The organism is Ruegeria sp. TASC047 (assembly GCF_059612445.1).
This window is the reverse complement of record NZ_JBXWQP010000019.1, coordinates 251,566-276,827: the sequence shown is the minus strand read 5'-3', so window position 1 is coordinate 276,827 and position 25,262 is coordinate 251,566. Positions and strand designations below refer to the sequence as shown.

The 25,262-nt window shown below is 58.3% G+C and carries 21 protein-coding genes; 8 read left to right on the top strand and 13 right to left on the bottom strand.

What is annotated here, in order from left to right:
* Positions 1-47 precede the first annotated feature (47 nt).
* Together AC2FLO_RS03880 and AC2FLO_RS03875 are read left to right on the top strand one after the other, a co-directional pair.
* Entirely contained in the window at positions 48-1,481 is a 1,434-nt protein-coding gene (locus AC2FLO_RS03880) for a cache domain-containing protein (RefSeq protein ID WP_209503642.1), read from the top strand.
* The gene (locus AC2FLO_RS03875; RefSeq protein WP_480473305.1) at positions 1,478-2,125 is read left to right on the top strand and encodes a response regulator transcription factor; all 648 of its coding nucleotides are present in this window, start codon (positions 1,478-1,480) and stop codon (positions 2,123-2,125) included. Before AC2FLO_RS03880 ends, AC2FLO_RS03875 begins: the two co-directional genes overlap by 4 nt.
* 104 nt (positions 2,126-2,229) lie before the next feature.
* Here AC2FLO_RS03875 and AC2FLO_RS03870 read toward each other — a convergent pair whose 3' ends face one another.
* On the bottom strand, positions 2,230-3,075 hold the full coding sequence (locus AC2FLO_RS03870) for a HalD/BesD family halogenase (RefSeq protein ID WP_496751406.1): 846 nt from the start codon (positions 3,073-3,075) through the stop codon (positions 2,230-2,232).
* 420 nt (positions 3,076-3,495) lie between these two features.
* Here AC2FLO_RS03870 and AC2FLO_RS03865 point away from each other — a divergent pair, with 420 nt between their 5' ends.
* The 3 genes from AC2FLO_RS03865 (at position 3,496) to AC2FLO_RS03855 (ending at position 6,909) form a co-directional block, all read left to right on the top strand.
* Positions 3,496-5,247, top strand: a complete 1,752-nt coding sequence (locus AC2FLO_RS03865) for an acetolactate synthase 3 large subunit (RefSeq protein ID WP_496751402.1) — start codon at positions 3,496-3,498, stop codon at positions 5,245-5,247.
* Positions 5,248-5,315: 68 nt separating this feature from the next.
* Positions 5,316-5,876, top strand: a complete 561-nt coding sequence (gene ilvN / locus AC2FLO_RS03860; RefSeq protein WP_209503637.1) for an acetolactate synthase small subunit — start codon at positions 5,316-5,318, stop codon at positions 5,874-5,876.
* A 313-nt stretch (positions 5,877-6,189) separates the two neighbouring features.
* The gene (locus AC2FLO_RS03855) at positions 6,190-6,909 is read left to right on the top strand and encodes a helix-turn-helix domain-containing protein (RefSeq protein WP_480584777.1); all 720 of its coding nucleotides are present in this window, start codon (positions 6,190-6,192) and stop codon (positions 6,907-6,909) included.
* A gap of 9 nt (positions 6,910-6,918) precedes the next feature.
* Here the strand turns inward: AC2FLO_RS03855 and AC2FLO_RS03850 are convergent, their stop codons facing one another.
* The 8 genes from AC2FLO_RS03850 to AC2FLO_RS03815 form a co-directional block, all read right to left on the bottom strand.
* Positions 6,919-7,704, bottom strand: a complete 786-nt coding sequence (locus tag AC2FLO_RS03850) for a DUF2189 domain-containing protein (RefSeq protein ID WP_480584780.1) — start codon at positions 7,702-7,704, stop codon at positions 6,919-6,921.
* 22 nt (positions 7,705-7,726) lie between these two features.
* Positions 7,727-9,127 carry an amidase gene (locus tag AC2FLO_RS03845; protein WP_496751399.1) on the bottom strand — a complete coding sequence of 467 codons (1,401 nt, stop codon included), beginning with the start codon at positions 9,125-9,127 and terminating at the stop codon, positions 7,727-7,729.
* A 102-nt stretch (positions 9,128-9,229) separates the two neighbouring features.
* Positions 9,230-9,934, bottom strand: a complete 705-nt coding sequence (locus AC2FLO_RS03840) for a M50 family metallopeptidase (RefSeq protein ID WP_496751397.1) — start codon at positions 9,932-9,934, stop codon at positions 9,230-9,232.
* Position 9,935: 1 nt separating this feature from the next.
* Complete coding sequence (gene prfB, locus AC2FLO_RS03835; protein WP_480473323.1) at positions 9,936-11,063, bottom strand: peptide chain release factor 2; 1,128 nt, start codon at positions 11,061-11,063, stop codon at positions 9,936-9,938.
* Positions 11,064-11,157: 94 nt separating this feature from the next.
* Positions 11,158-11,550 carry a RidA family protein gene (locus tag AC2FLO_RS03830; RefSeq protein WP_496806675.1) on the bottom strand — a complete coding sequence of 131 codons (393 nt, stop codon included), beginning with the start codon at positions 11,548-11,550 and terminating at the stop codon, positions 11,158-11,160.
* A 15-nt stretch (positions 11,551-11,565) separates the two neighbouring features.
* Positions 11,566-14,055 (bottom strand): penicillin-binding protein 1A, encoded by a 2,490-nt coding sequence (locus tag AC2FLO_RS03825; protein WP_496751395.1) that lies wholly within the window; start codon positions 14,053-14,055, stop codon positions 11,566-11,568.
* Between the two features lie 94 nt (positions 14,056-14,149).
* A complete protein-coding gene (locus tag AC2FLO_RS03820) occupies positions 14,150-15,370 on the bottom strand; it encodes an N-acetylmuramoyl-L-alanine amidase (RefSeq protein ID WP_480584795.1) in 1,221 nt (406 codons plus the stop codon).
* Positions 15,371-15,436: 66 nt separating this feature from the next.
* Positions 15,437-16,600, bottom strand: coding sequence for a pyridoxal phosphate-dependent aminotransferase (locus AC2FLO_RS03815; RefSeq protein WP_496751393.1), 1,164 nt, complete (start codon positions 16,598-16,600; stop codon positions 15,437-15,439).
* Between AC2FLO_RS03815 and AC2FLO_RS03810 the strand changes: the two genes are divergently transcribed.
* Positions 16,599-17,981 (top strand): M48 family metalloprotease, encoded by a 1,383-nt coding sequence (locus tag AC2FLO_RS03810; RefSeq protein WP_496751391.1) that lies wholly within the window; start codon positions 16,599-16,601, stop codon positions 17,979-17,981. The two genes, AC2FLO_RS03815 and AC2FLO_RS03810, sit on opposite strands and share 2 nt — an antisense overlap.
* Positions 17,978-18,736, top strand: coding sequence for a DsbA family protein (locus AC2FLO_RS03805; RefSeq protein WP_480558133.1), 759 nt, complete (start codon positions 17,978-17,980; stop codon positions 18,734-18,736). The genes AC2FLO_RS03810 and AC2FLO_RS03805 overlap by 4 nt, the downstream gene beginning before the upstream one ends.
* Positions 18,737-18,794: 58 nt before the next feature.
* Here AC2FLO_RS03805 and AC2FLO_RS03800 read toward each other — a convergent pair whose 3' ends face one another.
* The 4 genes from AC2FLO_RS03800 to hemA all read right to left on the bottom strand — a co-directional run bounded on the left by AC2FLO_RS03800 (position 18,795) and on the right by hemA (position 23,531).
* Positions 18,795-19,613, bottom strand: coding sequence for a DUF2189 domain-containing protein (locus AC2FLO_RS03800; protein ID WP_480480460.1), 819 nt, complete (start codon positions 19,611-19,613; stop codon positions 18,795-18,797).
* A 166-nt stretch (positions 19,614-19,779) separates the two neighbouring features.
* Complete coding sequence (ispG, locus tag AC2FLO_RS03795; protein WP_480584804.1) at positions 19,780-20,901, bottom strand: flavodoxin-dependent (E)-4-hydroxy-3-methylbut-2-enyl-diphosphate synthase; 1,122 nt, start codon at positions 20,899-20,901, stop codon at positions 19,780-19,782.
* Between the two features lie 71 nt (positions 20,902-20,972).
* Complete coding sequence (locus tag AC2FLO_RS03790) at positions 20,973-22,178, bottom strand: helix-turn-helix domain-containing protein (RefSeq protein ID WP_496751389.1); 1,206 nt, start codon at positions 22,176-22,178, stop codon at positions 20,973-20,975.
* Between the two features lie 129 nt (positions 22,179-22,307).
* Positions 22,308-23,531 carry a 5-aminolevulinate synthase gene (hemA, locus tag AC2FLO_RS03785; protein ID WP_496751387.1) on the bottom strand — a complete coding sequence of 408 codons (1,224 nt, stop codon included), beginning with the start codon at positions 23,529-23,531 and terminating at the stop codon, positions 22,308-22,310.
* A gap of 328 nt (positions 23,532-23,859) precedes the next feature.
* On the opposite strand from hemA, the gene AC2FLO_RS03780 reads away from it, so the two are divergent.
* Positions 23,860-25,245 (top strand): M20/M25/M40 family metallo-hydrolase, encoded by a 1,386-nt coding sequence (locus tag AC2FLO_RS03780; RefSeq protein WP_480584812.1) that lies wholly within the window; start codon positions 23,860-23,862, stop codon positions 25,243-25,245.
* Positions 25,246-25,262: the final 17 nt, after the last annotated feature.

The window sequence follows — 25,262 nt, the reverse complement described above, 5'->3', positions numbered from 1 at the left end:
CGCCAATCTTTTTGCATTTTTGACGCCGCTTGCGTATCGATTCGTCCATGCAAAGACTTCGACATCTGGTCTCGCTGACCTATGCGCAGAAACTGTCGCTGGTGGCCGCAATCCCGCTGGTTGTGGCCGTGGCCGCAATCGCTGTGCTTGTAGCCTATGAGGCGCGTGCGACCGCCGAGCGCGAGATCGAAGCCCTGGAGCGCAGCCTGATCGAGGCCAAGAAAGAAGAACTTCGCAACTACGTGACGCAGGCGCGAAATGGGTTTGCCTATATCTATGGCCGCGCTGAACCGGATGACGAGGTGTCAAAGAACCTTGTCTCGCAGATACTCTCGGCAATGATCTATGGGCAGGACGGGTTCTTTTTCGTTTACGATTATGATGGCAACAATCTGGTCAGCCCCCGTCAGACACAATTCATCAACCGCAACTGGGAAGGTCTGACCGACAGCGATGGAACGCCTATCGTTGATGAGTTCATTCGCCTCGCCCGTCAGGGGGCCGGGTGGCACAGCTTCATGTGGGAAAAACCCTCGACCGGGGATGAGGCGCAAATGATCGCCTATGTCGTCGGGTTGCAGGACTGGCGCTGGGTCGTGGGTACCGGGGTCTTCATTGACGACATTGTCGCCACGGTCGCCAACGCAAGAGCCGAGGTCGAGGCCCGCGTGCAACGCACCTTCATGTATATCGGCGCCATTGTTGTTGCCGCCGTTCTGATTGTGTTTGCCTCGGGCATGTTGCTGAACATTCGCGAGCGACGGTTGGCGGATGCCAAGCTGAAGGAACTGACGCAACGTGTCTTCGACGCGCAGGAAGAGGAACGCGGCCGGGTTGCCCGCGAACTGCATGATGGCATCAGCCAGATCCTTGTGGGTGTACGCTATGCGCTGGACAATGCGCGCCGCCGTCTGTTGCGCGGCGATGATGCGGGTGCGCGCGATCCGCTGGACAAAGGCATCGACCATCTTCGCACCGCCATCACCGAGGTGCGCCGCATCAGCCGCGACCTGCGCCCCGGCGTGCTGGACGACCTTGGCCTTGGACCTGCGCTGAAGGCTCTGACCGACGATTTTCGCGAACGAACCGGGATCGAGACCGAATTTTCCACCGTCGTTTTCCGAAACCGGCTGGATCAGGACAGCAAGATCGCGCTTTATCGCATCGCACAAGAGGCGCTGACAAATATCGAACGCCACGCGGATGCCTCTTATGTTACGATTGACCTGCGTGGCCACAAGAAAGGCGCAACCATGCGGATCACAGACAATGGCCGTGGGTTGCGCGCAGAATCCGGGACCCCGACCACCGGCATCGGCCTGCGCAACATGCAGGAGCGAATTGAACAACTTGACGGATCGCTGCGTATTCTGTCATCACGCGGACCGCGCGGCGGAACGGTGATCGAGGCCAGTCTGCCGCTGAGCCACCTGTTGCCACCGCAGGAAGACGCAACTCCGAACCGAAAGGCCGGTACATGAGCGCCAAAAACATCCGAGTTCTTATTGTCGACGATCATCCCATGGTGGCCGAGGGCATTCAGTCGATCCTTGAAAGCTACGACGATATCGAAGTGGTTGGAACACTCGGCAGCGGTCAGGCCGCGGTGGATCAGGCGGTTGGCCTCGCCCCGGATGTCATCCTGATGGACCTGAACATGCCTGGCCTCGGCGGACTCAGCGCCACGGAAATCATTCTGGAACGCCTCCCCGGTACGCGCATCCTGATCCTGTCGATGCATGACAGCCCCGAATACATTTCGACCGCGCTCAGCCACGGCGCAAAAGGCTATGTTCTCAAAGATGTCCCAACCGAAGAGATCAAGCAGGCCATCGATGCGGTCATGCGGGGTGAGCAGTATCTGTGCACCGGTGCAAGTGGATCCCTGAAACCCAAAGGTGACAACGCACGCGAGGCGCTGACAGGGCGCGAGCAAACAATTCTGCTGGAACTGGCGCAGGGCAAATCAAACAAAGAGGTTGCGCAAAAGCTGGATATCTCGGTGCGCACGGTTGAAACGCATCGCAAGAACATCAAGCGCAAACTGGGAATTTCCTCGACTGCCGGGCTGACCCGCTACGCGCTGGAACATGGCATGCTGCAAGGCACCGGGGTCGGTTTCTGATCCTTGCGCAACCGCAGCGCGCAGCGCTGCCCGGCCCAACCAGAGAAGACGCGCCAAAGGCGCGTTGACGGCGGGCGGGAGCGTTCACCTCCGGTAGTGCCCCTTCAATCCAGCAACTGATCCTTTCGCAAACCCGCACGCTCATAATGATGCGGCAACACGCGTCCATAAAGCTGCTGCGTACGTTCGATCCCGCCGCACATGCCTTCGGCCTCGACAAATGAAAAGATACCCACATACCGCCGCCGCGTGCCCTTGACCGGTGCGACCCTGTGCAGAGAATAGCGGCCTTTGAATATCTGCAAATCCCCAGGTCGCAATTCCAGCCGATGAACACGCGCCGTGTTTCCATCCAGAACCGAAGCGACCTGATCGAAATTCTCATCCTCGACTGAGCGCAGATTGGGCGCGTATTCGAATGCACCGCCCTGCTCGCCATTCTGGATCGCCAGTGTCACGGTGTAGTTGTTGGTGTCGAAATGCCAGGGAAAGCCCTGCCCCTCTTCCACGACATTGATGATCACGTCTGCCAGTGGGTCGTCGTAACGAAAGAAGCGGTCCTCAGGCTCATCCAGCGCATCCCGAATGAAGGGAAGAAATCCGCTAAACTCGTAAATCCTGCGCAAAGGACCGGAATGCGCAAAATTGTCGGCAGGAACAAACGCGTTCGAACGGTCATAGAACCGTCTGATCGGATGGGCGGCGTCGAACCGTGGGTCGTCTTTGGTGAAATAGGCATTTGTACGATTGAAAGACCGGTGTGCATTGGGCGCCACCTCGTCGGCCTCTTGCACCAAAAGCTCGATCCCCTGTGCATGTGCGAAACCCGGTAGAACCGCACATCCGTCCTGTTCCAACTCGCGCCGCAGATCCTCGATCAATCGCCTGTAAGCTGGCGAATCCGGGCGATCGATCGGATATCGTCCCAGATCTACCAGGTCCTGTAACATGCTCCGCCTCCCTCGTTTGCGACCACAAGATCAGCGTGACCCAGACAAAACACCGGATCATGCCAATTTCAGACATCGGCCTGACGCATTCAGACCTTCATACCTGTCCCGCCCTCAGAAAAACGACTTCCCTTTTCCCGGAAATTCCCGGCATGCGGCAATCTGCGCAACAAAATTTCGCAAAATACCGCCATTGAGATAGAAAATTGGTGGATTTGTCTGTTGACGCTCCTCCCCCCCGACCATAATGTCCACTCCAAGCAAAAAGGAGCCTCTGGCGATGAGAACGCTAGTCGTAATCGTAGGAACCACGCGCATGGGCCGGTAACGGTAAACCATAATCGAACCCATGCGCCTCCGAAAATTCGGGGGCTTTTTTTTGTCAAACGCAAGACACATGTCGCGAACGGAGCAAAGCAGATGACACGTGAGATGACCGGCGCAAAGATGGTGGTTCAGGCCCTCAAGGATCAGGGCGTGGACACGGTATTCGGATACCCCGGTGGCGCCGTCCTACCGATCTATGACGAGATCTTTCTGCAAAACGACATTCGCCACATTCTGGTACGTCACGAACAGGGTGCAATCCACGCCGCCGAAGGCTATGCGCGGTCGACCGGTAAGCCGGGTGTTGCGCTTGTAACCTCTGGTCCCGGTGCCACAAACGCCGTTACCGGCCTGACTGATGCGTTGCTGGATTCGATTCCGATTGTGGTTCTGACCGGGCAGGTCCCGACCTTCATGATCGGATCGGATGCCTTTCAGGAGGCCGACACCGTTGGCATCACCCGCCCCTGCACCAAACACAACTGGCTGGTAAAGGACACGAATTCGCTGGCCGAGACGCTGCACGAGGCCTTCCATGTGGCCAAGTCGGGCCGTCCCGGCCCGGTTCTGATCGACATTCCCAAGGATGTGCAGTTTGCCACGGGTGAATACAACAGTCCCAAACCTTCGACCTCGCATTACCAGCCAGTGCTGAAAGGCGATCTGGAGGAAATCAACGAACTTGTTGCAGCCATTGAAAAAGCCAAGAAGCCGGTTTTCTACACGGGTGGTGGTGTCATCAACTCTGGCCCCGCAGCCAGCCAGTTGCTGCGCGAGTTGGTGGATTCCACGGGCTTCCCGATCACCTCAACCCTGATGGGTCTGGGTGCCTATCCGGCGTCGGGCGAAAACTGGTTGGGGATGCTGGGGATGCATGGCCTCTACGAGGCGAACCTTGCGATGCATGGCTGTGACCTGATGATCAACATCGGCGCACGGTTCGACGACCGGATCACCGGGCGCATCGACGCGTTCTCTCCAAAGTCGAAGAAAGCCCATATCGATATTGATCCGTCTTCGATCAACAAGGTCATCCGTGTGGACATCCCGATTGTCGGCGACGTGGCGCATGTACTGGAAGACATTCTGAAGGTGTGGAAGTCACGCGGGCGCAGGACCGATGCGGCAGCCGTCAAGAAATGGCAGGCGCAGATCTCTGAGTGGCGCAAGATCAACTGTCTGTCCTACACCAACAGCGAAAAGTCGATCAAACCGCAATACGCGCTGCAACGTCTTGAAGAGCTGACGAAAAAGCATGATCGCTATATCACGACCGAGGTTGGGCAACATCAGATGTGGGCGGCACAATATCTTGGGTTCGAAGATCCCAACCGCTGGATGACATCGGGCGGGTTGGGCACGATGGGCTACGGCTTCCCGGCTTCGATCGGTGTGCAGATGGCACATCCTGACGCGCTGGTAATCAACGTCGCCGGTGAAGCCTCTTGGCTGATGAACATGCAGGAAATGGGCACGGCCGTTCAGTACCGCCTGCCGGTCAAGCAGTTCATCCTGAACAACGAACGCCTCGGCATGGTCCGCCAGTGGCAGGAACTGCTGCATGGCGAGCGGTATTCGCATTCCTGGTCCGAAGCCCTGCCCGATTTCGTCAAACTCGCAGAGGCCTTCGGGGCCAAGGGCATCATCTGCTCGGACCCCGCCGATCTGGACGATGCGATCATGGAGATGATCAACTACGACGGCCCGGTCATCTTCGACTGTCTGGTCGAAAAGCACGAGAATTGCTTCCCCATGATCCCGTCGGGCAAGGCACATAACGAGATGCTGCTGGGCGAGGCCGAAACGCAGGGCGTGATCGACAGCAAAGGTTCGGTTCTGGTCTGATACCGTCCGAGGATTACCGCCGGGCGACCATTGCGCCCGGCAAACACAGGATGATGAAAGGGACATAAATGTCTGCCCTACATATCAAAAAAGGCTCCAACCGCCATTCGGCCTATAACCTACGGCCTACCTTCTCGGACGTGCAGGAACGCCACACCATTGCCGTGCTGGTCGAGAACGAACCCGGTGTCCTTGCCCGTGTGATCGGTCTGTTCTCGGGGCGCGGATACAACATCGAAAGCCTGACCGTGGCCGAGGTGGATCACACAGGACACCTGAGCCGCATCACCATTGTCACCACCGGCACACCGCAGGTGATCGAACAGATCAAGGCGCAGCTGGGGCGGATCGTGACTGTCCATGACGTGCATGACCTGACGGTCGAAGGCCCTTCGGTTGAACGCGAACTGGCCATCATCAAGGTCGTGGGTGAAGGCGACAAACGCGTCGAGGCGCTGCGCCTGGCTGACATCTTCCGTGCCAATGTGGTCGACAGCACCCTGAACTCTTTCATCTTCGAGATCACCGGCGCGCCGGACAAGATCGACGCTTTTGCTGACCTGATGCGCCCGTTGGGCCTGATGGAAATCGCCCGCACCGGCGTGGCGGCCCTGCTGCGCGGCGACTGAACAATATACCCGCCTTGGGGCTTTTCCTGCATCCAAGGCGGGAGCACATCTTTGGGTTGGTGGGCATTTGCAAAATCAACCCACGCGTCCTTCTATGCGCTAAATTTGCCATAGGGTAAGCTTTTCCGGATAAAGATTAGGCATTTTCAGATAAAGCCTATTGCCATTGCGCTTTATGGCATTAGCCTCAACGCGCAACGCGACGTGGGGATACGTTGCTTGGGGTCAATCTGTACGATTTTTCAATGAGCGCCGGGGCTTGGTTCCAGTGCTGCGATGGTTTTTCAGGAAACTTAGCAAGGCGTGGGCATCCATGACCGACGACATTCGCAGCCCGGCTGAACTTCGCGCGATGTTTGGCGCGAATCTGCGGCAACTGGCACGAAGGTATCGGTCGGTCTCGGCACTTTGCCGCAAGCTTGGCGTGAATCGGACGCAGTTCAACAGGTATCTTTCGGGCGAAAGTGTTCCACGGCCGGATGTTCTGGATCGCATCTGCCGGTTTTTCGACGTGGATGCGCGCATCCTCCTGAAGCCCCTGGACGAAATTGAAAAGATCGAGGACCACCCCGCAGCGGCGGCCTTGACCGAGTTTCTGGGGTCAGGTGTGGACATGATCGCCAGAACTGCGTTTTCTCCGGGGTTTTATGCCGTGATCGAAAGCGTCTCGGCCTCGCACCGCATGACCTTGCTGCACGCCCGACCACTGGCCCAATGCACATTGATACGCGGATATGTCTCGCGCGCCGCGATGCCCGAAGCAACGCCGCAGGCGCGCGAAATACAAGGGATCGTCGCCTGCACCGGCAGTTCCGTCTATATGCTGACCTCTCAGCGAGCGGGTCAGAACAGCCGCGTTTATATGATTTCACCCGATCGCACGGGAACAGCGGTTCAGTGGCGCGGTACGGTCATAAGCCCAGCCGCCCCTGAGGCACCGGAGCCCGTGGTTCTGAAATATCTCGGGCACGATGCAACGGCGATTTTCGCCGCTGCGCGCTTGTCGACCAACAATCCGGCACAGTATCCCTGAGCGGTTTTCTCAGGACGATGTGCCCTCCCCTTCGACTTGGGTGATTTGCCTATACAGGTGCCAACTGGCATGGCCTAACAGTGGCAGAACCACCAAAAGGCCCAGAAACCAGGGCACCATGGCCAGGAACGTCAGAACAGCGATGATTACCCCCCAGGCAAGCATCACCGGAAAATTCCCGGACACATAGGTAAAACTTGCAATCATTGCCGTGACAAAATCCAGTTCGCGATCCAGCAGCAGTGGGATCGACAATACGGTGATCATATAGAGAACGGTTGCGAATACCGCCCCAACCACCGTGCCCACAGCCAGCATTGTCAGGCCATTCGCCGTCAGAAAGACCTCAAGCGAGGATGACACGTTAGTCATCGTGGCCAGCCCAAGGAACAGGGCAAAGATCATGTGCCCCAGGAAAAACCAGAACAGAAACACCACGACGATGATGGCGCAGATCGACGGCAATTGCCGACGGCTTTGTTGCAGCACGACACCAAAGATTGCGCCAAGATCCAGCGGTTCGCCCTGTTCCAGCCGGTGCGACACCTCGTAAAGGCCAACAGCGGCAAACGGGCCGATCAGCGGAAAGCCGATAGCTGCCAGAACCAGCCAGAAGGTTGTACCAGTCTGGATGGTGACCCATGCCATCGCCCATCCCGCAAGCACGTAGAACCCGGCAAAGATCAACCCAAACTGCGGCGCGCGCCGAAAGTCGGCCCAGGCGCGCCGCAACGCGGCGCGCAGCATGGCAGTATCTACCGGACGCATGTCCGGAACGCCAAATGGCTTTTCCATTTAGTCTCCTCCCTGATCGGCGTTATGACATCGCCGGCCTCTTGTTGGGCCAGTCGGTTTCGGTGTGATACGCCGCCCCGACCGACAGTAATTTGTGATCCGATCCTTTTGGTCCAAACAGTTGAAAGCCCATGGGCAGGCCCTGCACACCAAATCCGGCGGGCGCGGCCAGACAAGGCAAGCCAATCAGGCTGACCGGTACCGTGACATGCATCCAGCGATGATATGTATCCATTGCGCGGTCCGCGATCCGGGTGGGGTAAGGTGTTTCGATCCCAAACGGCCAAACCTGTGCGGATGGCAGGACCAGGGCATCAAACTGCTCGAACAGTTCCGCCGCGCGCCGGAACCATTCTGATCGAATTACGCTGGCGCGATGCACGTCCATGGCACTCATCGTCAGACCCCGGTCCAGCTCCCACTGGGCTGTGTCTTTCAGATGGTCCCGTCGTTCAACCAAAGGTTCAAGCCCTGCGGCGACACTCCAGGACCGCAGGGTGATCCAACTGGTCCATAACCGTTCGGCATCGAAAGGCGGGGCGACATGTTCAACACGCGCGCCCCGCGCTTCGAATACCTTCATCGCATCCCGGCACAGCTCAAGGATTCCGGCCTCTGTTGGAAAGGCCCCGCCCCAATCGCCCAGCCAGCCAATGCGCAGCCCGTTCAGATCTGCTGCGACAACCGGGGAAACCGGTGCATATTCTCCGACCAATGGCAGGCGCGGATCGGGCCCCGAGATCACGTCGAGCAGGATGCCAAGATCTTCGGGACTGCGCGCCATTGGACCCAATGTGGACAGCTGATGCAGGAAACTATCGCCGACCGGATCAGACGGCACACTGCCCCAGCTTGGGCGAAAGCCGTAAACATTGTTCCAGGCCGCCGGGTTGCGCAGGCTGCCCATCATGTCGGACCCGTCGGCCAATGCGACCATACCCGTCGCCAAAGCCACTGCTGCCCCACCTGATGAGCCACCGCAGGTGTAACTGGCGTCATACGGATTGCGCGTCGCACCATAGACCGGGTTGAACGTGTGCGAGCCCAGCCCGAATTCCGGCGTATTGGTCTTGCCGATCAGGATGGCGCCCGCGGCCCGCATCCTGGCGGCAATCAGATCATCCCTGTCAGGGACGACATCCCCGAAAACAGGCGATCCATGCGACGAGACAATACCTGCCACATTGACCAAATCCTTGACCGCAATTGGCAGGCCGTGCAGCGGGCCAGTGACAGGGCCGCTGTCGCGGGTCTGCGCTTCGGCCATCAGCTCGCCCTTGTCCCGCAGCGCCACGATGGCGTTCACGTCACCGTTGACTTTGGCAATGCGATCCAGCGTGGCCCGCATGACTTCTGTGGCCGAAACCTGCCGGGTAGCCAGTTGGTTCAGAAGCTCTGTGGCAGATATCCGGGTCAGGTCCATAACACGCCAGTCTGTTGTTGGTCTTCAACAGCCTAGCGAGCGGTTCACCTCATTTAAACCCACTGTTTAGATGTATCTTTTCTTGTCTTACAAACAACAGCATCACAACGCTCTGCGGTGCAATGGCAGGTTGCTGTCCCGGCCCAACCAGTACCGTAGACAAAGGGCAATGGCGCCACCACTCAACACCAACCAGACCCCACCCCACAGCATCGCGGTGCCGCCGAATTCCTCGGCCAACAAGAACGCGTCCGAGCGTGCGCCGGATCGTCGGATGGTGTCATCAAAGATATCAAACGGCACGTAGATCATGCTGGTCAGCCCGACAACGCGCAGCACCAGATCACTGACCTCGTGGCTCAGAAACCACGCTGTCGCAATCATTGCCGCCCCGACGCCTGCGCAAAACAGCAAGGCGAAAGCATCGCGTATGTACAGCAGTGCGATCAGACACATGATTGCGCCGAAAACAGCCAGAACAGCCCGGTCAGCATTTGTCCTCAAGGCGATGATCAAAAGCGCCATGCCAAACACAAGCGAGCCGAGATAGCCGGCGGACAGGCTGAGAAACCTGCTGCCGCCCCGGCCGATCACCATCCCTCCTTGCTGGGGTGAGATCGTGAAACTCTCGACCGAGCCGCCAGTCAATAGGATTGTCACGGCATGAGACAGCTCATGCAGAAAGACGACCAGAATTTTTAGCGGAACAACAAACGGCGTGTTCCAGAGCGCAAAGACCAGACCGGTGATCAGGATTAGCTGCCAGTGCCCTTTCAGCAGGTCCAGAAAGGAACGCTGGCGTGTCACCTTAGCTGTCGCCCTGCGCCTCGGATCGGCTTTTGCCTGCCACGTTCAGGGCCAAGGTTGCCGCCATGAATCCGTCCAGGTCCCCGTCCAGAACCCCTTTGGTATCCGAGGTTTCGTGATTGGTTCGCAGGTCCTTGACCATCTGATAGGGCTGCAAGACGTAAGACCGGATTTGGTTGCCCCAGCCTGCATCGCCCTTAGCTTCGTGCGCCGCGTTGATATCCGCGTTTCGGCGATCCAGTTCCTGCTGGTACAGGCGCGACTTCAGGGCCTTCATGGCAATATCGCGGTTCTGGTGCTGGGACTTTTCCGAGCTGGTCACAACAATCCCGGTCGGGATGTGCGTGATCCGAACGGCCGAGTCGGTGGTGTTCACGTGCTGGCCACCAGCCCCCGAAGACCGGTAGGTGTCGATGCGGATATCGGCCGGGTTCACCTCGATCTCGATATTGTCGTCGACCACCGGATAGACCCAGACCGAGCTGAACGACGTATGGCGCTTGGCCGCCGAGTCATAGGGCGAAATCCGCACCAGCCGGTGCACGCCGCTTTCCGATTTAAGCCAGCCATAGGCATTGTGACCGGAAATCTTGTAGGCTGCGGATTTGATCCCCGCTTCCTCGCCCGGTGTCTCGGATTGCAATTCGACCGTGTAACCCTTTTTCTCGGCCCAGCGCACATACATGCGCGCCAGCATCGACGCCCAGTCGCAGCTTTCGGTTCCCCCTGCGCCCGAGTTGATTTCGAGGAAGGTATCATTGCTGTCGGCCTCACCGTCCAGCAGCGCCTCAAGCTCTTTTTTTGCGGCTCTGGCTTTCAGCGTCTTGATCGCCGCTTCGGCATCCTGAACGACTTCTTGGTCTTCCTCCATCTCGCCCAACTCAATCAGTTCGATATTGTCGCTGAGGTCGGTCTTGATGGATTCATACGTCTCGATTGCATCGACCAGCATCTGCCGTTCGCGCATCAGTTTCTGCGCATTTTCAGGGTTATCCCAAAGGTTGGGGTCTTCGACGCGCGCGTTGAATTCCTCAAGGCGATGCGGTGCGGTTTCATAGTCCATACGCTGCGCCAGCAGCTCCAGCGACTTTTTGATATCCGCCACGATGTTCTGGGTTTCGGCGCGCATGGTCTTGTCCCAACTTGCTCAATCAGGCCTGCGTGATAGCAAGAGGTGCGAGACACCACAAGACAGGCTGGGTGCTGAAACAGCTATCATGCTTTCAATCAGAAAGATGCGCGATCGCCCGAATTTCCACCAGCGCCCCTTTCCGTCGCAATCCCGCAACTTCAACTGCGGTCCAGGCCGGGTAAGGCGCGGTCAGAACCTCAAGGCGCACGCGATCGAACAGGTCGAAATGATCTCGCATTTCAACGTGGTATGTCGTCATCTCGACCACTGCATCCAATCCAAGACTGGCTTCCTTCAAGACCTCTGCAATCTTTGCAAAGGCGTTTCGGAATTGTTGTTCCGGATCGCTTGGCATCGAGCCGTCCGCCGCGCTACCGGTCATGCCGGTGAGAAACACGTGCTGGCCCGAGAGGACGCCCGGAGAAATGCGCAACTGTCCGGGTGCCCCCAACAAAGAGTGCGGAATCAGCGGAGTTTTAGCCAATTGGAACGCGCCTTGTCAGTAAAGCCCACCGGTGCTCAGGTCCCCTTGGGAAGCTTTCGGTCCAACGGTCACGGTCTCGCCCGTTGACGTCTGGACCTGAACCCCCGCGCGCTGGACTTCTTCAAACAATGGCAGGTCCGATCCGATGGCAAAACCACCATCATAGACACGGTCGATGAAACCATCGACACCGTCGCGGAAGAATTCGGCCACGACATAGTCACCGGTGGCATCATCGGGCAGACGGGCCCCGCTGAAGCGGTCGATCTTGATGAAATGGCCGCCTTCGGGCACTTCGAACGGACCGCCGCCGTATTTCTCGACCGCTTTTTCCATGAAGCTCTGGAAGACCGGGCCGCACAGCGTGCCACCATAGGCCCCACGTCCCATCGGACGCGGTCGATCATAACCGATGTAGCAACCGGCCACGATATTCGACGTAAAGCCGATGAACCACGCATCCTTCGAGTCGTTGGTGGTTCCGGTTTTGCCCGCTGTTGGCACAGGCAGATTCACAACGCTGGATGCCGTCCCGCGATCGACCACACCTTTCATCATCGATGTCAGCTGGTAGGCGGTGATCGCATCCATGACCTGTGCGCGATCCGTGACAAGGGTGGGCGATTCATCTGGTTCCAGCCAGGTCGAGTTACAGTCCAGACACTGACGGTCATCGTGGCGATAGATGGTTTTTCCGAACCGGTCCTGAATGCGGTCGACCAGAGTGGGTTCCACACGTTGGCCGCCGTTTGCAAACATCGCATAGGCCGCGACCATCTTGTAAAGCGTGGTTTCCTCGGCCCCCAGCGAGTTTGCCAGAAACGCGCCCATCCGGTCATAGACACCGAACCGTTCCGCATAGCCGGCAACGACGGGCATTGTAACTTCCTGCGCCAGACGGATGGTCATCAGGTTCCGCGACTGTTCGATCCCTGTACGCAAAGGAGTTGGACCGTAGAACTTGTTGGAGGAGTTCTTGGGGCGCCACAGACCCTGCGGCGTGTTCACTTCGATGGGTGCATCGACAACGATGGTCGCGGGGCTGTATCCGCTGTCCAGCGCAGCAGCATAAACAAACGGCTTGAAGGACGATCCCGGCTGGCGCTGTGCCTGTGTGGCCCGGTTGAACACGGTATCCTGATACGAGAACCCGCCCTGCATCGCCAGAACACGACCCGAGTTCACATCCATCGCGACAAAGCCGCCTTGCACCTCTGGCACCTGGCGGGCTGACCATTGCCCATCTTCACCCGCAACAACAAGAATGACATCGCCGCGCTTGAAGTTGGCCGCAAAATCACCCTGCATCCATTTGATGTCCGCGCGCGGGATTATCCCATCGGCAGGACCTTCTTCGACACCAACAGTCAGTTGCTGGTCGGTCACGCCCAGAACCACGGCTGGATACCAACGGGTTGGCAGAATAACGTCGCGCGGAATTTCCATGGCCGCCAGCGCCTCGCGCCATTGCGCCTCATCCGCCAGTTTTTCTTCCGGGATCACGTCACCTGTTCCGCGCCATTTGCCACGGGACCGATCATATTTCTCGAGCGCCTCGCGCAGGGCCCGTGCGGCCTCAACCTGCATTTCCTCATCCACCGATGCACGCACGGTGAAACCCCCGGTAAAGAACTCGCCTTCACCAAAATCTTCGCTCAGCTGGCGGCGGATTTCGTCGGTGAAATAGTCGCGGGGCGGCAGGGCCGTACGGAAGCTTTCAAAATCTCCGTTTTGGACCGAGCGCAAAGGCAATTCGACCTCGGCCTCATAAGTCGCCTGATCGATGTAACCGTTCTGCTGCATCTCGCGTAACACGTAATTGCGCCGGGCCAGAAGGCGCTCTTTTTCCCAAACGGGGTGGTAATCTGACGGCGCTTTGGGCATGGCAGCCAGCATGGCGGCCTCATGTGGGGCCAATTCCTGCAGGGTTTTATTGAAATAGGTCTGTGCGGCAGCAGTCACACCGTACGAGTTCTGGCCCAGAAAGATCTCGTTCATATAAAGTTCGAGGATCTGTTCCTTGTCCAATGTATCCTCAAGCCGGGTCGCAAGTATGATTTCCTTGATCTTACGCTCGGCCCGGCGGTCACCGGACAGCAGAAAGTTCTTCATGACCTGCTGCGTGATGGTCGATGCACCGCGAACGGTTTCGCCCTTGGTCCGCACCGCCTCGACACCGGCGGCAATGATGCCGCGCGGGTCATAGCCCTGATGGTTGTAGAAATTCTTGTCTTCCGCCGAAATAAACGCCTGCTTCACCAGATCCGGGATTTCCTCGGACGGGGTGAACAGGCGGCGTTCCTGCGCGAATTCATCAATCAGCTTGCCTTCACCCGAATAGATCCGGCTGATTGTGGGTGGTTTGTACTGTGCCAGCGACTCGTGGCTGGGCAGATCGCGCCCATACATCCAGAACACCGCACCGATCACCAGCGCGGCCATGAAAATACCCAATGTCACGAGGCTGAAAATCGCCCCGAAAATCGAAAGAATGAACCGGATCACGTTACTGCCTTTTTCTCGCGGTGCCGCCTATATAGTGATGCGCCGCCCAAGGGTCAAAACACCGAGCGTATTCTAGCCGTTTTGCGCAGCAAGGTCACTGGCCAATAAGGGATTTGCGGATCACATCCTGCTGGCGCCAATCTTCAAGCCCCCGATGAATTCCCAGCGCCATTCTCGCCCGCCAATCAGGATCATTGAGGTTCTTCAGGTCTCTGGGGCTGGACAGAAACCCAAGCTCGACCAGAACCGACGGGATGTCCGCCGCCTTGAGCACTGAAAATGACGCGGTACGCAAGGGTTTGCCGTTCATCGGCCCACCTTGTTGTGCCAGACCGTTTGCAATGGCCTTGGCCAGCGCGCTTGTGCGTGGCATCGTTTCCTGACGGGCCATGTCCAGCAGAACATCCGTGATCTGACCATCCGCCCCGTTCAGATCGATACCGGAAATCAAATCCCCGCGGTCGTGCCGTTCCGCCAGCTTCGCACTGGCCACATCCGAGGCATCGTTGGACAAGGTATAAACCACCGCACCATGCGCCCGCCCTTCGGACAGGGAATCGGCGTGCAGCGAAATGAACAGGTCCGCACCGGCCCGGTGCGCCAGCGCAATTCGGCGCTCCAGCGAGACGAACTGATCGTCGACCCGTGTCAAAACCACCTCGTACCCGCCTGATCTTAGAAGGATTTCGCGCAGCTCACGTGCGAAAGTCAGCATCAGGGTTTTTTCATCAATCGCGTCAGTCTCGGCCCCCGGATCAATGCCTCCGTGGCCCGGATCCAGCATGACACGCAAGGGTCGGTCGGCGCTGCGCACCGCGGCTTGCGGCACATCCGCCGGTTCCGGCAAGTCCCAGCCCGGGTTTCGCGGCGCACCTGCCGAGGCGTTGAAGGCATCGAAATCCGTCCCCTTGAGGTCGAGCGACAACAATGCAGCCCCCGAATCCTCTGCCACCGACATTTCTGCTTTCGTCACTGCCATCGGTGCCCCCAGTTCCAGCACCAGACGTGACCAACCCGGAACATATGCGCCGAACTGCACGCCGCTGATGCGATCGGATTGCAGGAAATCTTCGCGGGTCAGCCCGACCCAATCCACTTCGTTGAAGTCCAGAACCATACGGTAGGGATCCTGCAAGGTGAAAATCCTGTAGGGAACGCCCTGACTGAGGGCGATGTCCACCCGAACACCGGTACGCCCGACATCCGTAATACGGCTCTGGTCAGGCTGGACACGCGCCAACGCGCTAAAATCCTGCGCAATGGCACCACCAGCCAACGCCCAGAACAGCGCAATGCTAAAGAAGATCCTGCTCATGGCCTCAAGTTTTCCCGAGATCGTTTGCCGGGCACCCTATACCACAAGGGGCGGCTTGTGAACGGCTCAGGCCGGTTCCCTGACAGCGCCGCGCCGCGTCATAAAAAGGCGCAAACGCTCAAGCCCTTCCTGAATATCAGAGGTCGCGCGCGCATAGGAAAATCGCAATGTGGTATGGCCGCGCTGTGGGTCAAAATCCAGCCCAGGTGTCACGGCCACACCGGCCTGTTCCAGAATCTCGGCCGCAAATGCGCGGCTGTCATCGGTCAAATCAGACACATCGGCATAGACATAAAACGCCCCATCGGGCGGCGCGATGTTCGAAAACCCGGCTTTGGGCAGCCCGTCCAGCATCAGCGCGCGATTGCGGCGGTACACGTCCAGATTGGCTTGCAATTCGTCGTCGCAATCCATGGCAGCCAGCGCTGCGACCTGACTGGCATGGGGGGCGCAGATGAACATGTTCTGAGCGATCCGTTCGACCACGCGCACCTGATCCTCGGGCACCACCATCCAGCCTACACGCCATCCGGTCATCGAAAAGTATTTCGAGAACGAGTTGATCACATAGCATTTATCTGTCAGTTCCAGCGCCGTCACGGCCTTGGCTTCGTATTCCAGCCCGTGGTAAATCTCATCACTGATGAACGACGCGCCCTGCCCGTGCGCCGCCTCGATCAGGGCGCCCATGGCGGCGCGGTCCAACATCGTACCGGTCGGATTTGCGGGTGAGGCCACCATCAGCCCCTTCAGATCCAACCCCTGAATATCCGCCGCCACGGGCTGCAACCTGTTTTCCGGCGCGGTCGGCAGGTCGACCGGGACCAGACCCAGTGCCTTCAGGATCTGGCGATAGGACGGATAGCCGGGCGCGCCGATACCGACACGGTCGCCACTGTCGAACAATGCGGTAAAGGTCAGCAGGAATCCGCCGGACGAGCCAGGTGTGATCACCACCCGCTCGGGGTTCAGATCGACATTGTACCAATCGCCATAAAGCCGGGCGATCCGCTGCCTCAGGGCGGGCAGACCCAGAGCAACCGTATATCCCAGCGGGCCTTGCTCCATCGCCGTGGCCAAAGCTTCGGTTGCACCCTTGGGTGCGCCGGTTCCGGGCTGGCCGACTTCCATGTGAATAACATGGCGACCTGCTTCTTCGGCCTTGCGTGCCGCCTCCATCACATCCATCACGATGAAGGGATCGACCCCGGACCGGGTTGAGTTTCTCATGCCCATCTCCCATGTTGCAGTCATGGCTTTTGAGCGCGTATCCCGGTTGGCGTCAATCCCGGCCCTGATGGTTGCCGTTGTCGTCTGGCTGGCGGCAGCGATGCAATCGCACGCGCAAAGCCTGATCCGCGACCCTGATATCGAACATGGCCTGCGTGAACTGGCCTTTCCGGTGTTGCGGGCTGCGGGGCTGAACACGAACCGGGTTCAGATTCTGGTCGTCAACGACAACACGTTCAACGCATTCGTCATCGACTACAACGCGATCTATGTGAACTACGGGCTGATTCTGACCGTCGAAAGCCCCGAGATGTTGCAGGCTGTCATCGCGCACGAGGCCGCCCATATCTCGAATGGTCATCTGGCACGGCGGGCTGAGAACTTGAAAGCCGCGCAGCGCAACGCCAGTCTCGGCACGGCTTTGGCCCTGCTGGCAGCTGCGGCGGGTGGGGGCGAGGCCGCCATCGGGATCGCCGCTGGCACCCAAGGCGCGGCAATTCGCGGTTTTCTGGGTCACACCCGCGCAGAAGAGGCATCCGCCGACCGCAGTGCGGCAAGTTACCTGCGATGGGCCGAAATCTCGCCCAGCGGGATGGTGGAACTGCACCGGAAGTTCGCCGGTCAGGAACTGCTGAGTGTCGCCAATCAGGACCCCTATATGCGATCACACCCGACAAGCCGTGACCGCCTGCGTGCCGCCGAGGCGTTCCTGGATGAGTTTGGCGACCGAGCCGTTCCAAACCCCAATGCGGACTACTGGTTTGCGCGGGTCAAAGGCAAGCTTTCGGCCTTTCTGCGGTCGCCCAGTTGGACCTTGCGGCGCGCTGGCGAAGAATCCTACCGAGACATCCGCCTGATGCGAGAGGCTTCGGCCTATCATCAGAACCGCGATCTGTCCCGCGCCCGTGCCGCAATTGACGCAGCGCTCGCCGAGCGTCCTGACGACCCGTTCTATTACGATCTGAAGGGGCAAATACTGTTGGAAAACAGACGTGTAAGCGAATCTGTTAAAGCTTATGCTAGCGCTGTTGAAATGGCCCCGAATAATGCGTTGATCCTTGCGAGCTACGGGCGTGCCCTGCTGGCACAGGGGGAAACGAAACAGGCATTGAACGCACTGGAACAAGCGCGCGCGCGCGATTTTCGTAATGCGCGCCTGATGCAGGACCTGGGTGTGGCTTATGCGCAGGTCGGAAATAACGGCATGGCTTCGACCGTGACGGCAGAACGCTATGCGCTGCAAGGTCGGATGGAGGATGCCGGAATTCACGCGAAACGGGCTGTAGGACAGTTGCCCGAAGGCTCTCCGGGTTGGCAAAGGGCACAAGACGTGCTGATTGCCTCAGAACGACTCAAGAAAGATAAAAGGAAACGGAAATGATCCTCAGACATGCTGCACCTGCCCTTCTGGGGCTTTCCATGGCGGCGACCTCGGCACAGGCGCTGGACCTGAACGCGATGAATGATGCCGAAAAGGCAGAGTTTGGCGCTCAGGTACGCGAATACCTGCTGGAAAACCCCGAAGTCATTATCGAGGCAATCAATATACTCGAACAGCGAAACGCAGTGGCCGAAGCGGCCGCCGACAAAGAACTGGTCGCCGCCAATGCGGCCGAACTGTTCGACGATGGCTATAGCTGGGTCGGCGGCAACCCGGATGGCGATATCACGCTGGTCGAATTCATGGACTACCGCTGCGGCTATTGCCGCCGTGCGGTGCCCGAAGTGGCAAACCTGCTGGCCAGCGACGGCAATATCCGGTTTGTGATCAAAGAGCTGCCAATTCTGGGCGACGCATCTGTTTTGTCCTCGCGCTTTGCCGTGGCCACCAAACACGTCGCTGGTGGTGACGCCTATAAACAGGTTCACGATGCCCTGATGGCCTTCAACGGCGAACCGTCCGAAGTTACCCTGCGCCGCATCTCTGACGGGCTGGGCCTGGACAGCGACGCGATCATCGCCGCGATGGACAGCGACAGCGTCACGGATGAGATCAGCCGCACCCGTGCCCTGGCGCAACGGATGCAGATTTCGGGCACCCCCTCATTCGTGCTGGGAACCGAGTTGCTGCGCGGCTATCTGCCCGCCGATCAGATGCAGCAAATTGCAGATGGCGTTCGCGCGGAACAGGGTTGATTGGTATTGGGGGCGGCACAGCTGCCCCCAGACAAAAAAGACGAACTGATCGCTGACCTCAGCCGTCTGCCGGTTCCACGGCCCGTTGATAGAGATGCCACGTTGTATGGCCAAGGATCGGCAAGGTGAAGATCAAGCCCATAAACGCCGGAACCATCGACAATAACATTGTGACCGAGATGATCGCTGCCCAGCCGAGCATGACCACAGGGCTTTCCGAGACGACGCGTAAGGACGTCAACATGGCTGAAACGAAATTGGTTTCCCGGTCCAGAAGCATGGGCATTGCGACGACAGTTACCGAAAACAGGACAGCCGACAGAAACGCTCCGACACAGGTGCCGATTGCAAGGAATGTCCACCCCTGCGGAGTGAACAAGATGATGTTCAAGAATCCATCAAAATCCGAAAAGGATGAGTTCTGCAGGATGATCGCAAGCCAAAGCCGGACCTGGTAAACCCAAACCCAGAAAATGAACAGTGTGACAAAGGCCATCCAGCCCATTTCGCGCTTGCGTTGATCGGCCATGACAGTGAGGATTTCATACCAGCCAAAACTCTCTCCCTTCTGTAACCGCCGGGACATCTCATAAAGTCCCGCAGCGGCGAAAGGCGCGACCAGAGGAAATCCGACAATCGCTGGAATGATCATCCAGATCTTGCCAAGCCAGACCAAGCTCCAGACCATCAGGATTCCGAAAGCCGCATAGAAAAGCCCGAAGAAACCGCTCATGAAGGGGCGCGCCAGAAAATCGGAAAACCCAGCTTTCAGCGACGCCTTTATGTCATCCGAAGTAACCCGATTGACCTTGGGCATGGCCTGCTGGTGTGGCGTCAGGTTCTCAGGTGGCGTAGGGCCTGCGGTCTTGGATGTCATGACACACTCCTCCCAAAGCATGGGTCCGCGCTGGTCTGTTTACCGACGGAACCAATGGCGAAACAGGCATCGTTCGGTCACGAAACAAGTTTGCAACAGCTCAGGCATCAGGGCAAGGGATGAGTAAGGTCGCTATGCCTGCCTTACCGACACAGCCAAGCCCACACTACTCAGCGGCTTCCGCAGCCGCATCCAGTTCCGTCGCTTTCTTTTCGACCTGTTCCACGATGTGGTCGATCATCTGATCGTTCGACATCTTGTGGCTGGCCTTGCCTGCCAGATAAACCATCCCGGATCCTGCCCCGCCACCGGTAAACCCGACATCGGTCATCAGCGCCTCGCCCGGTCCGTTGACCACGCAGCCGATGATCGACAGGCTCATCGGTGTCTTGATGTGTTCCAGACGGCGTTCCAGCGCCTCGACGGTCTTGATGACGTCAAACCCCTGCCGTGCGCAGGACGGGCATGAGATGATGTTGACGCCCCGGTGGCGCAGACCAAGGGATTTGAGGATTTCAAAGCCAACCTTCACCTCTTCCACCGGATCGGCAGACAGGCTGACGCGGATCGTGTCGCCGATCCCCATCCACAGCAGGTTGCCCAACCCGATGGCAGATTTGATGGTGCCGGACACCAGTCCGCCCGCCTCGGTGATACCCAGATGGATGGGCGCATCAGTGGCTTCGGCTATGCCCTGATATGCGGCGGCGGACAGGAAAACGTCGCTGGCCTTCACACTGATTTTGAACTCATGAAAATCATTGTCCTGAAGGATGCGGATATGTTCCAACCCGCTTTCGACCATCGCTTCGGGGCACGGCTCGCCATATTTCTCAAGCAGGTGCTTTTCCAGACTGCCCGCATTCACGCCGATCCGGATCGAGCAATTGTGGTCGCGCGCGGCCTGAATGACTTCTTTCACCCGGCGTTCATCGCCGATGTTGCCGGGATTGATGCGCAGACAGGCAGCGCCTGCCTCGGCCGCCTCGATACCACGGCGATAGTGAAAATGGATGTCCGCAACGATGGGCACCGGGCTTTCGCGCACGATCTCTTTCAATGCCTTAGCCGACGCCTCATCGGGGACTGAAACGCGCACGATATCCGCGCCAGCCTCGGCTGCGGCCTGAACCTGCGCCACTGTTGCCGCCACATCGGTGGTCAGGGTGTTGGTCATGGTCTGAACGGCGATCGGGGCATCGCCCCCGACAGGGACGTTGCCGACCATGATTTGACGGGATTTACGACGATAAATGTCGCGCCAAGGGCGCACGTGATTAAGGGACATAAGGACGGATCCGCGTCTGCCTGAGTTGCGACAGTAGATAGTCCGGCAAAGGGGTTACCGCAATGGCAAGATCACTCGGCGGGCACTTCTGTCGCCGCGGTTTGCAGTTCAGCCACCAGCTGCTTGAGCGCGCTGTTCTGATCCGCTTCAAGATCGGCAACGGCATAGACTTCAGAAACTGCGTCTTTCGAAAGGATCACCCCTTTAGCAACCGTGCCGGGTGCCCCTGCCGGGCCATAGTGCTCGCCGTTCATCGAGAAATAAACCGATCCCGACGCCCCTGCCCGCAACAGCGGCGGTTCTTCTGTCAGCGGAACCTCAAAGACACTGCCTTGCTCGACCGTCCCAAGCGTCCCTTCGAAAATGACACTGCCATCTGCCGCCGTTACCCGCATCCAAGAAGGATCGACAGCAACGATTTTCAGCGTGGTATCAACCTGTTCCACGACCTGAGGCAAAGCTGGTCGTTCAACCGTGTGCACTTCGGCAACTTCGAACTGCGGCAGGCTTGGCGGGCGGAAGGTTCCGACATCGCGCGGGTCAAGGGTCGAAATCGGCGCATCGCGGGCAACCAGAACCGGAACATCCAAGGCCTGCGGACGATAGAGACGGTCCAGTGCCTCGGTATTCGCCGCAGCAACCACATCATCGACAACGCCGCCGCGCACGGCATCCAGCGGATCAAGGTCGGACAGCACCACAGGCGCTTGTTCAACCGGGCTGACCTGCACCTGCTGGATCTTGTTCAGAACGGCCCACCCGCCATAGCCGATGCCGCCAATTACCGCCAACAGCACCAGCGACGAGCCGATGGCGCGCGGTTCAATCTGACTGACCAGAGATTCCTTGCCCGGAATGTACGGCGTATTGGGCGAGATGAAGGGATCGCGTCCCATTGGCCCACGCGCCGGAAGCGCACCGGTCGGCTTTCGCACCACCGAAGCCTCGGCCGACATGCCATGCGCGACCGAAAAACCGCTTTCCGCGCAGAAAGTCGAGAATGTTTCATCCGGGTTCATACCCAGATAACGCGCATAAGAACGCACATACCCGGCGATAAAGCCGGGCGTGTCAAAGGCGTCGGGATCCGCGTTTTCGATGGCAGCAATGTAGTTGGCTTTGATCCTCAACTCGCGCTGAACATCCAACAGAGATTTGCCCATGGTTGCGCGTTCGCCGCGCATCTTGTCACCAAGGCGTACCTCGTAGTCATCAAACCCTTTGGGTCTGACATCTACGTCCTCATCAGATTCGCGCTTTGATCTGCGCCCAATCATTCCTGCTGCCCCATTCTGCCTGTCGCGTGTTTCGCGTTAGCGGCGAATCATCCCCAAAACGATTCGTCTGCCAATTTTGTTAGCGTAAGCTTAACACGCGGCAAATACGTTGCACACTTTGGCGTGAGGTTAACCGGCAAGTTCGGCGCGATTTAGCGCACAATGTGACCAAAGTTCGTCCATCGCCTGTACCAGACGGTTCATTTCGTCAGGTCCATGCACCGGAGAAGGGGTAAAGCGCAGACGCTCGGTTCCGCGCGGAACGGTCGGGAAATTGATCGGTTGCACATAAATGCCGTAATCATCCAACAGCATATCGCTGAGCTTCTTGGTATGGACCGGGTTTCCGACGATCACGGGCACGATATGGCTCCCGTGGTCGATCAGCGGCAGTCCCATACCCTTCAACCGCAGCTTGAGGATTTTGGCCTGCGTCTGATGCTGCTCGCGCAGTTCAGGTGCAGTTTTCAGGTAGGCAACAGATGCGGCAGCCCCGGCCGCAACCGCAGGTGGCAGGGACGTGGTAAAGATAAAGCCGGGCGCATATGACCGCACAGCGTCGCACATCTTGGCGCTGGCCGCTATATAGCCACCCATCACGCCATAGGCCTTTGCCAGCGTGCCATTGATGATGTCGATCCGGTGGGCAAGGTTATCACGCTCGGTCACACCGCCCCCGCGAGGGCCATACATGCCCACGGCATGCACTTCATCAATATAGGTCAGCGCGCCGAATTCATCCGCGAGGTCACAGATCTCTTCGATCGGACCAAAATCGCCGTCCATTGAATAAACCGACTCGAATGCGATCAATTTGGGTGCTGCGGGGTCATCCGCCTCAAGCAGTTCGCGCAGATGCGCCACGTCATTGTGCCGGAAGATTCGCTTGGCCCCGCCGTTCCGGCGCACGCCTTCGATCATCGAGGCATGGTTCAGCGCGTCAGAATAGATGATCAGGCCCGGGAACAGTTTGGGCAGCGTGCTGAGCGTTGCGTCATTGGCGATATAGGCGCTGGTAAAAAGCAGCGCGGCTTCCTTGCCGTGCAGATCGGCCAGTTCAGCCTCAAGCCTTTTGTGATAAACTGTGGTGCCCGAGATATTGCGCGTACCGCCCGAACCTGCACCGGCTGCATCAACAGCTTCGTGCATTGCATTCAGAACGACCGGGTTTTGCCCCATGCCCAGATAATCGTTGCCGCACCATACGGTGATACTCTGCTGTGACCCATCCGGACGCGTGCGCACCGCATGGGGGAAATGTCCATTGCGACGTTCGATATCGATAAAGGTCCGGTAACGACCTTCATCATGCAGCCTGGCAATCGCTGAATCGAGCTGAGCAGTATAGTCCAAAGGACCCTCCTTGAACGCCCGTATCCGGTTTTTCACTGGGCGATATTTTCGCCACCTCCCACAGCTTAACCTGTTTCGGTGGCTTTGTGTTCCCTTATTCAGCTGGTTACCGCCGAAAAGGTGAACCCAACTTTGATTTGCATCAAATATAAGTTTGCACCCCATCCGACAAGTAAAGTTACGGCTATCGGACGCGTGGAAACGACGCAGGTCTCTCCCCCCTAATCAAAGCTTACACTGCCGGGCCGCAATTCGTGTCAACAACTCTGGACGGCACCGACAACGCTGCTAGGGTTCGCAGGAACAAAAAAACAGGCAGGAGCCCCCCATGTCGCTAGACGCCGTGCTGAACCGGATTGACGAAGATTTGCAAACCTCGATCGACCGCCTGATGGAACTGCTGCGCATCCCGTCGATCTCGACCGACCCCGCATACAAGGCCGAGGTCAGCCGCGCCGCGGACTGGCTGGTTGCCGATCTGAACAGTATCGGAATTGCGGCTGAGAAACGGGAAACACCGGGCCACCCAATGGTTGTCGGTCACGTGGGTGAGGACGCGACTGCGCCGCATTTCCTGTTTTACGGCCACTACGATGTGCAGCCGGTCGATCCGCTGAACCTGTGGAACCGGGATCCGTTCGATCCCGCCATTGAGGACACCGAAACCGGTCCGGTCATCCGCGGACGCGGAGCATCAGACGACAAGGGTCAGTTGATGACTTTTGTCGAAGCCTGCCGCGCCTGGAAAGCCGTGCACGGATCCTTGCCGTGCCGCATAACTTTCTTTTTCGAGGGCGAAGAAGAATCGGGCTCGCCCTCACTGGTTCCTTTCCTCAAGGAAAATGCCGCCGAACTCAAAGCGGATCTGGCGCTGGTCTGCGATACATCCATGGTATCACGCGGCGTTCCGTCGATTGCGGCGCAGTTGAGGGGCATGCTGAAGGACGAATTTACCATCGTGGGACCGCGCATCGACCTGCATTCCGGCCACTATGGCGGCCCGGGCCTGAACCCGCTGCGCGAACTGTCGAAAATCGTGACCTCTTTTTATGACGACGAAACCGGGCGGGTCGCGGTCGACGGGTTCTACGAAGGTGTGCATGACGTACCCGAAGACCAGTTGCGCCAATGGCAGAATTGCGGCTTCGACGAAGCGGATTATCTGAATTCGGTCGGCTACACCCAACCACATGGCGAAAAGGGGTACTCCACCTTGGAGCAACAATGGGCACGACCAACGCTCGAAGTGAACGGTCTGTGGGGCGGTTATAACGGTGCGGGCTCCAAAACCGTTATTCCGTCCAAGGCCCATTGCAAAATTACCTGCCGCCTTGTTGGTGACATGGACCCGGACGCGCTGCGCGTCAAAATCCGCAAACATGTCGAGGATCGGCTCTCCCCTGACGCCAAAGTGGTCTGGGACAACGACATGGAAGGCTCTCCCGCTTCGGTCATGAATATCACCCGCTCCGAATTCGAAGCCGCGCGCGGTGCGCTGTCGGATGAATGGGACCGCGAGGCAGTGTTCACCGGCATGGGGGGATCAATCCCTGTTGTCGGCTATTTCAACACCGTTCTGGGGCTCGACTCGATGCTGGTTGGATATGCAAACGAAGATGATGCCATTCACTCACCGAACGAGAAATATGACGTGAAAAGCTTCCACAAGGGCATCCGGTCATGGGCGCGCATTCTGGATGCTTTGAACACATAGGTTTTTTGCGAGGCTCT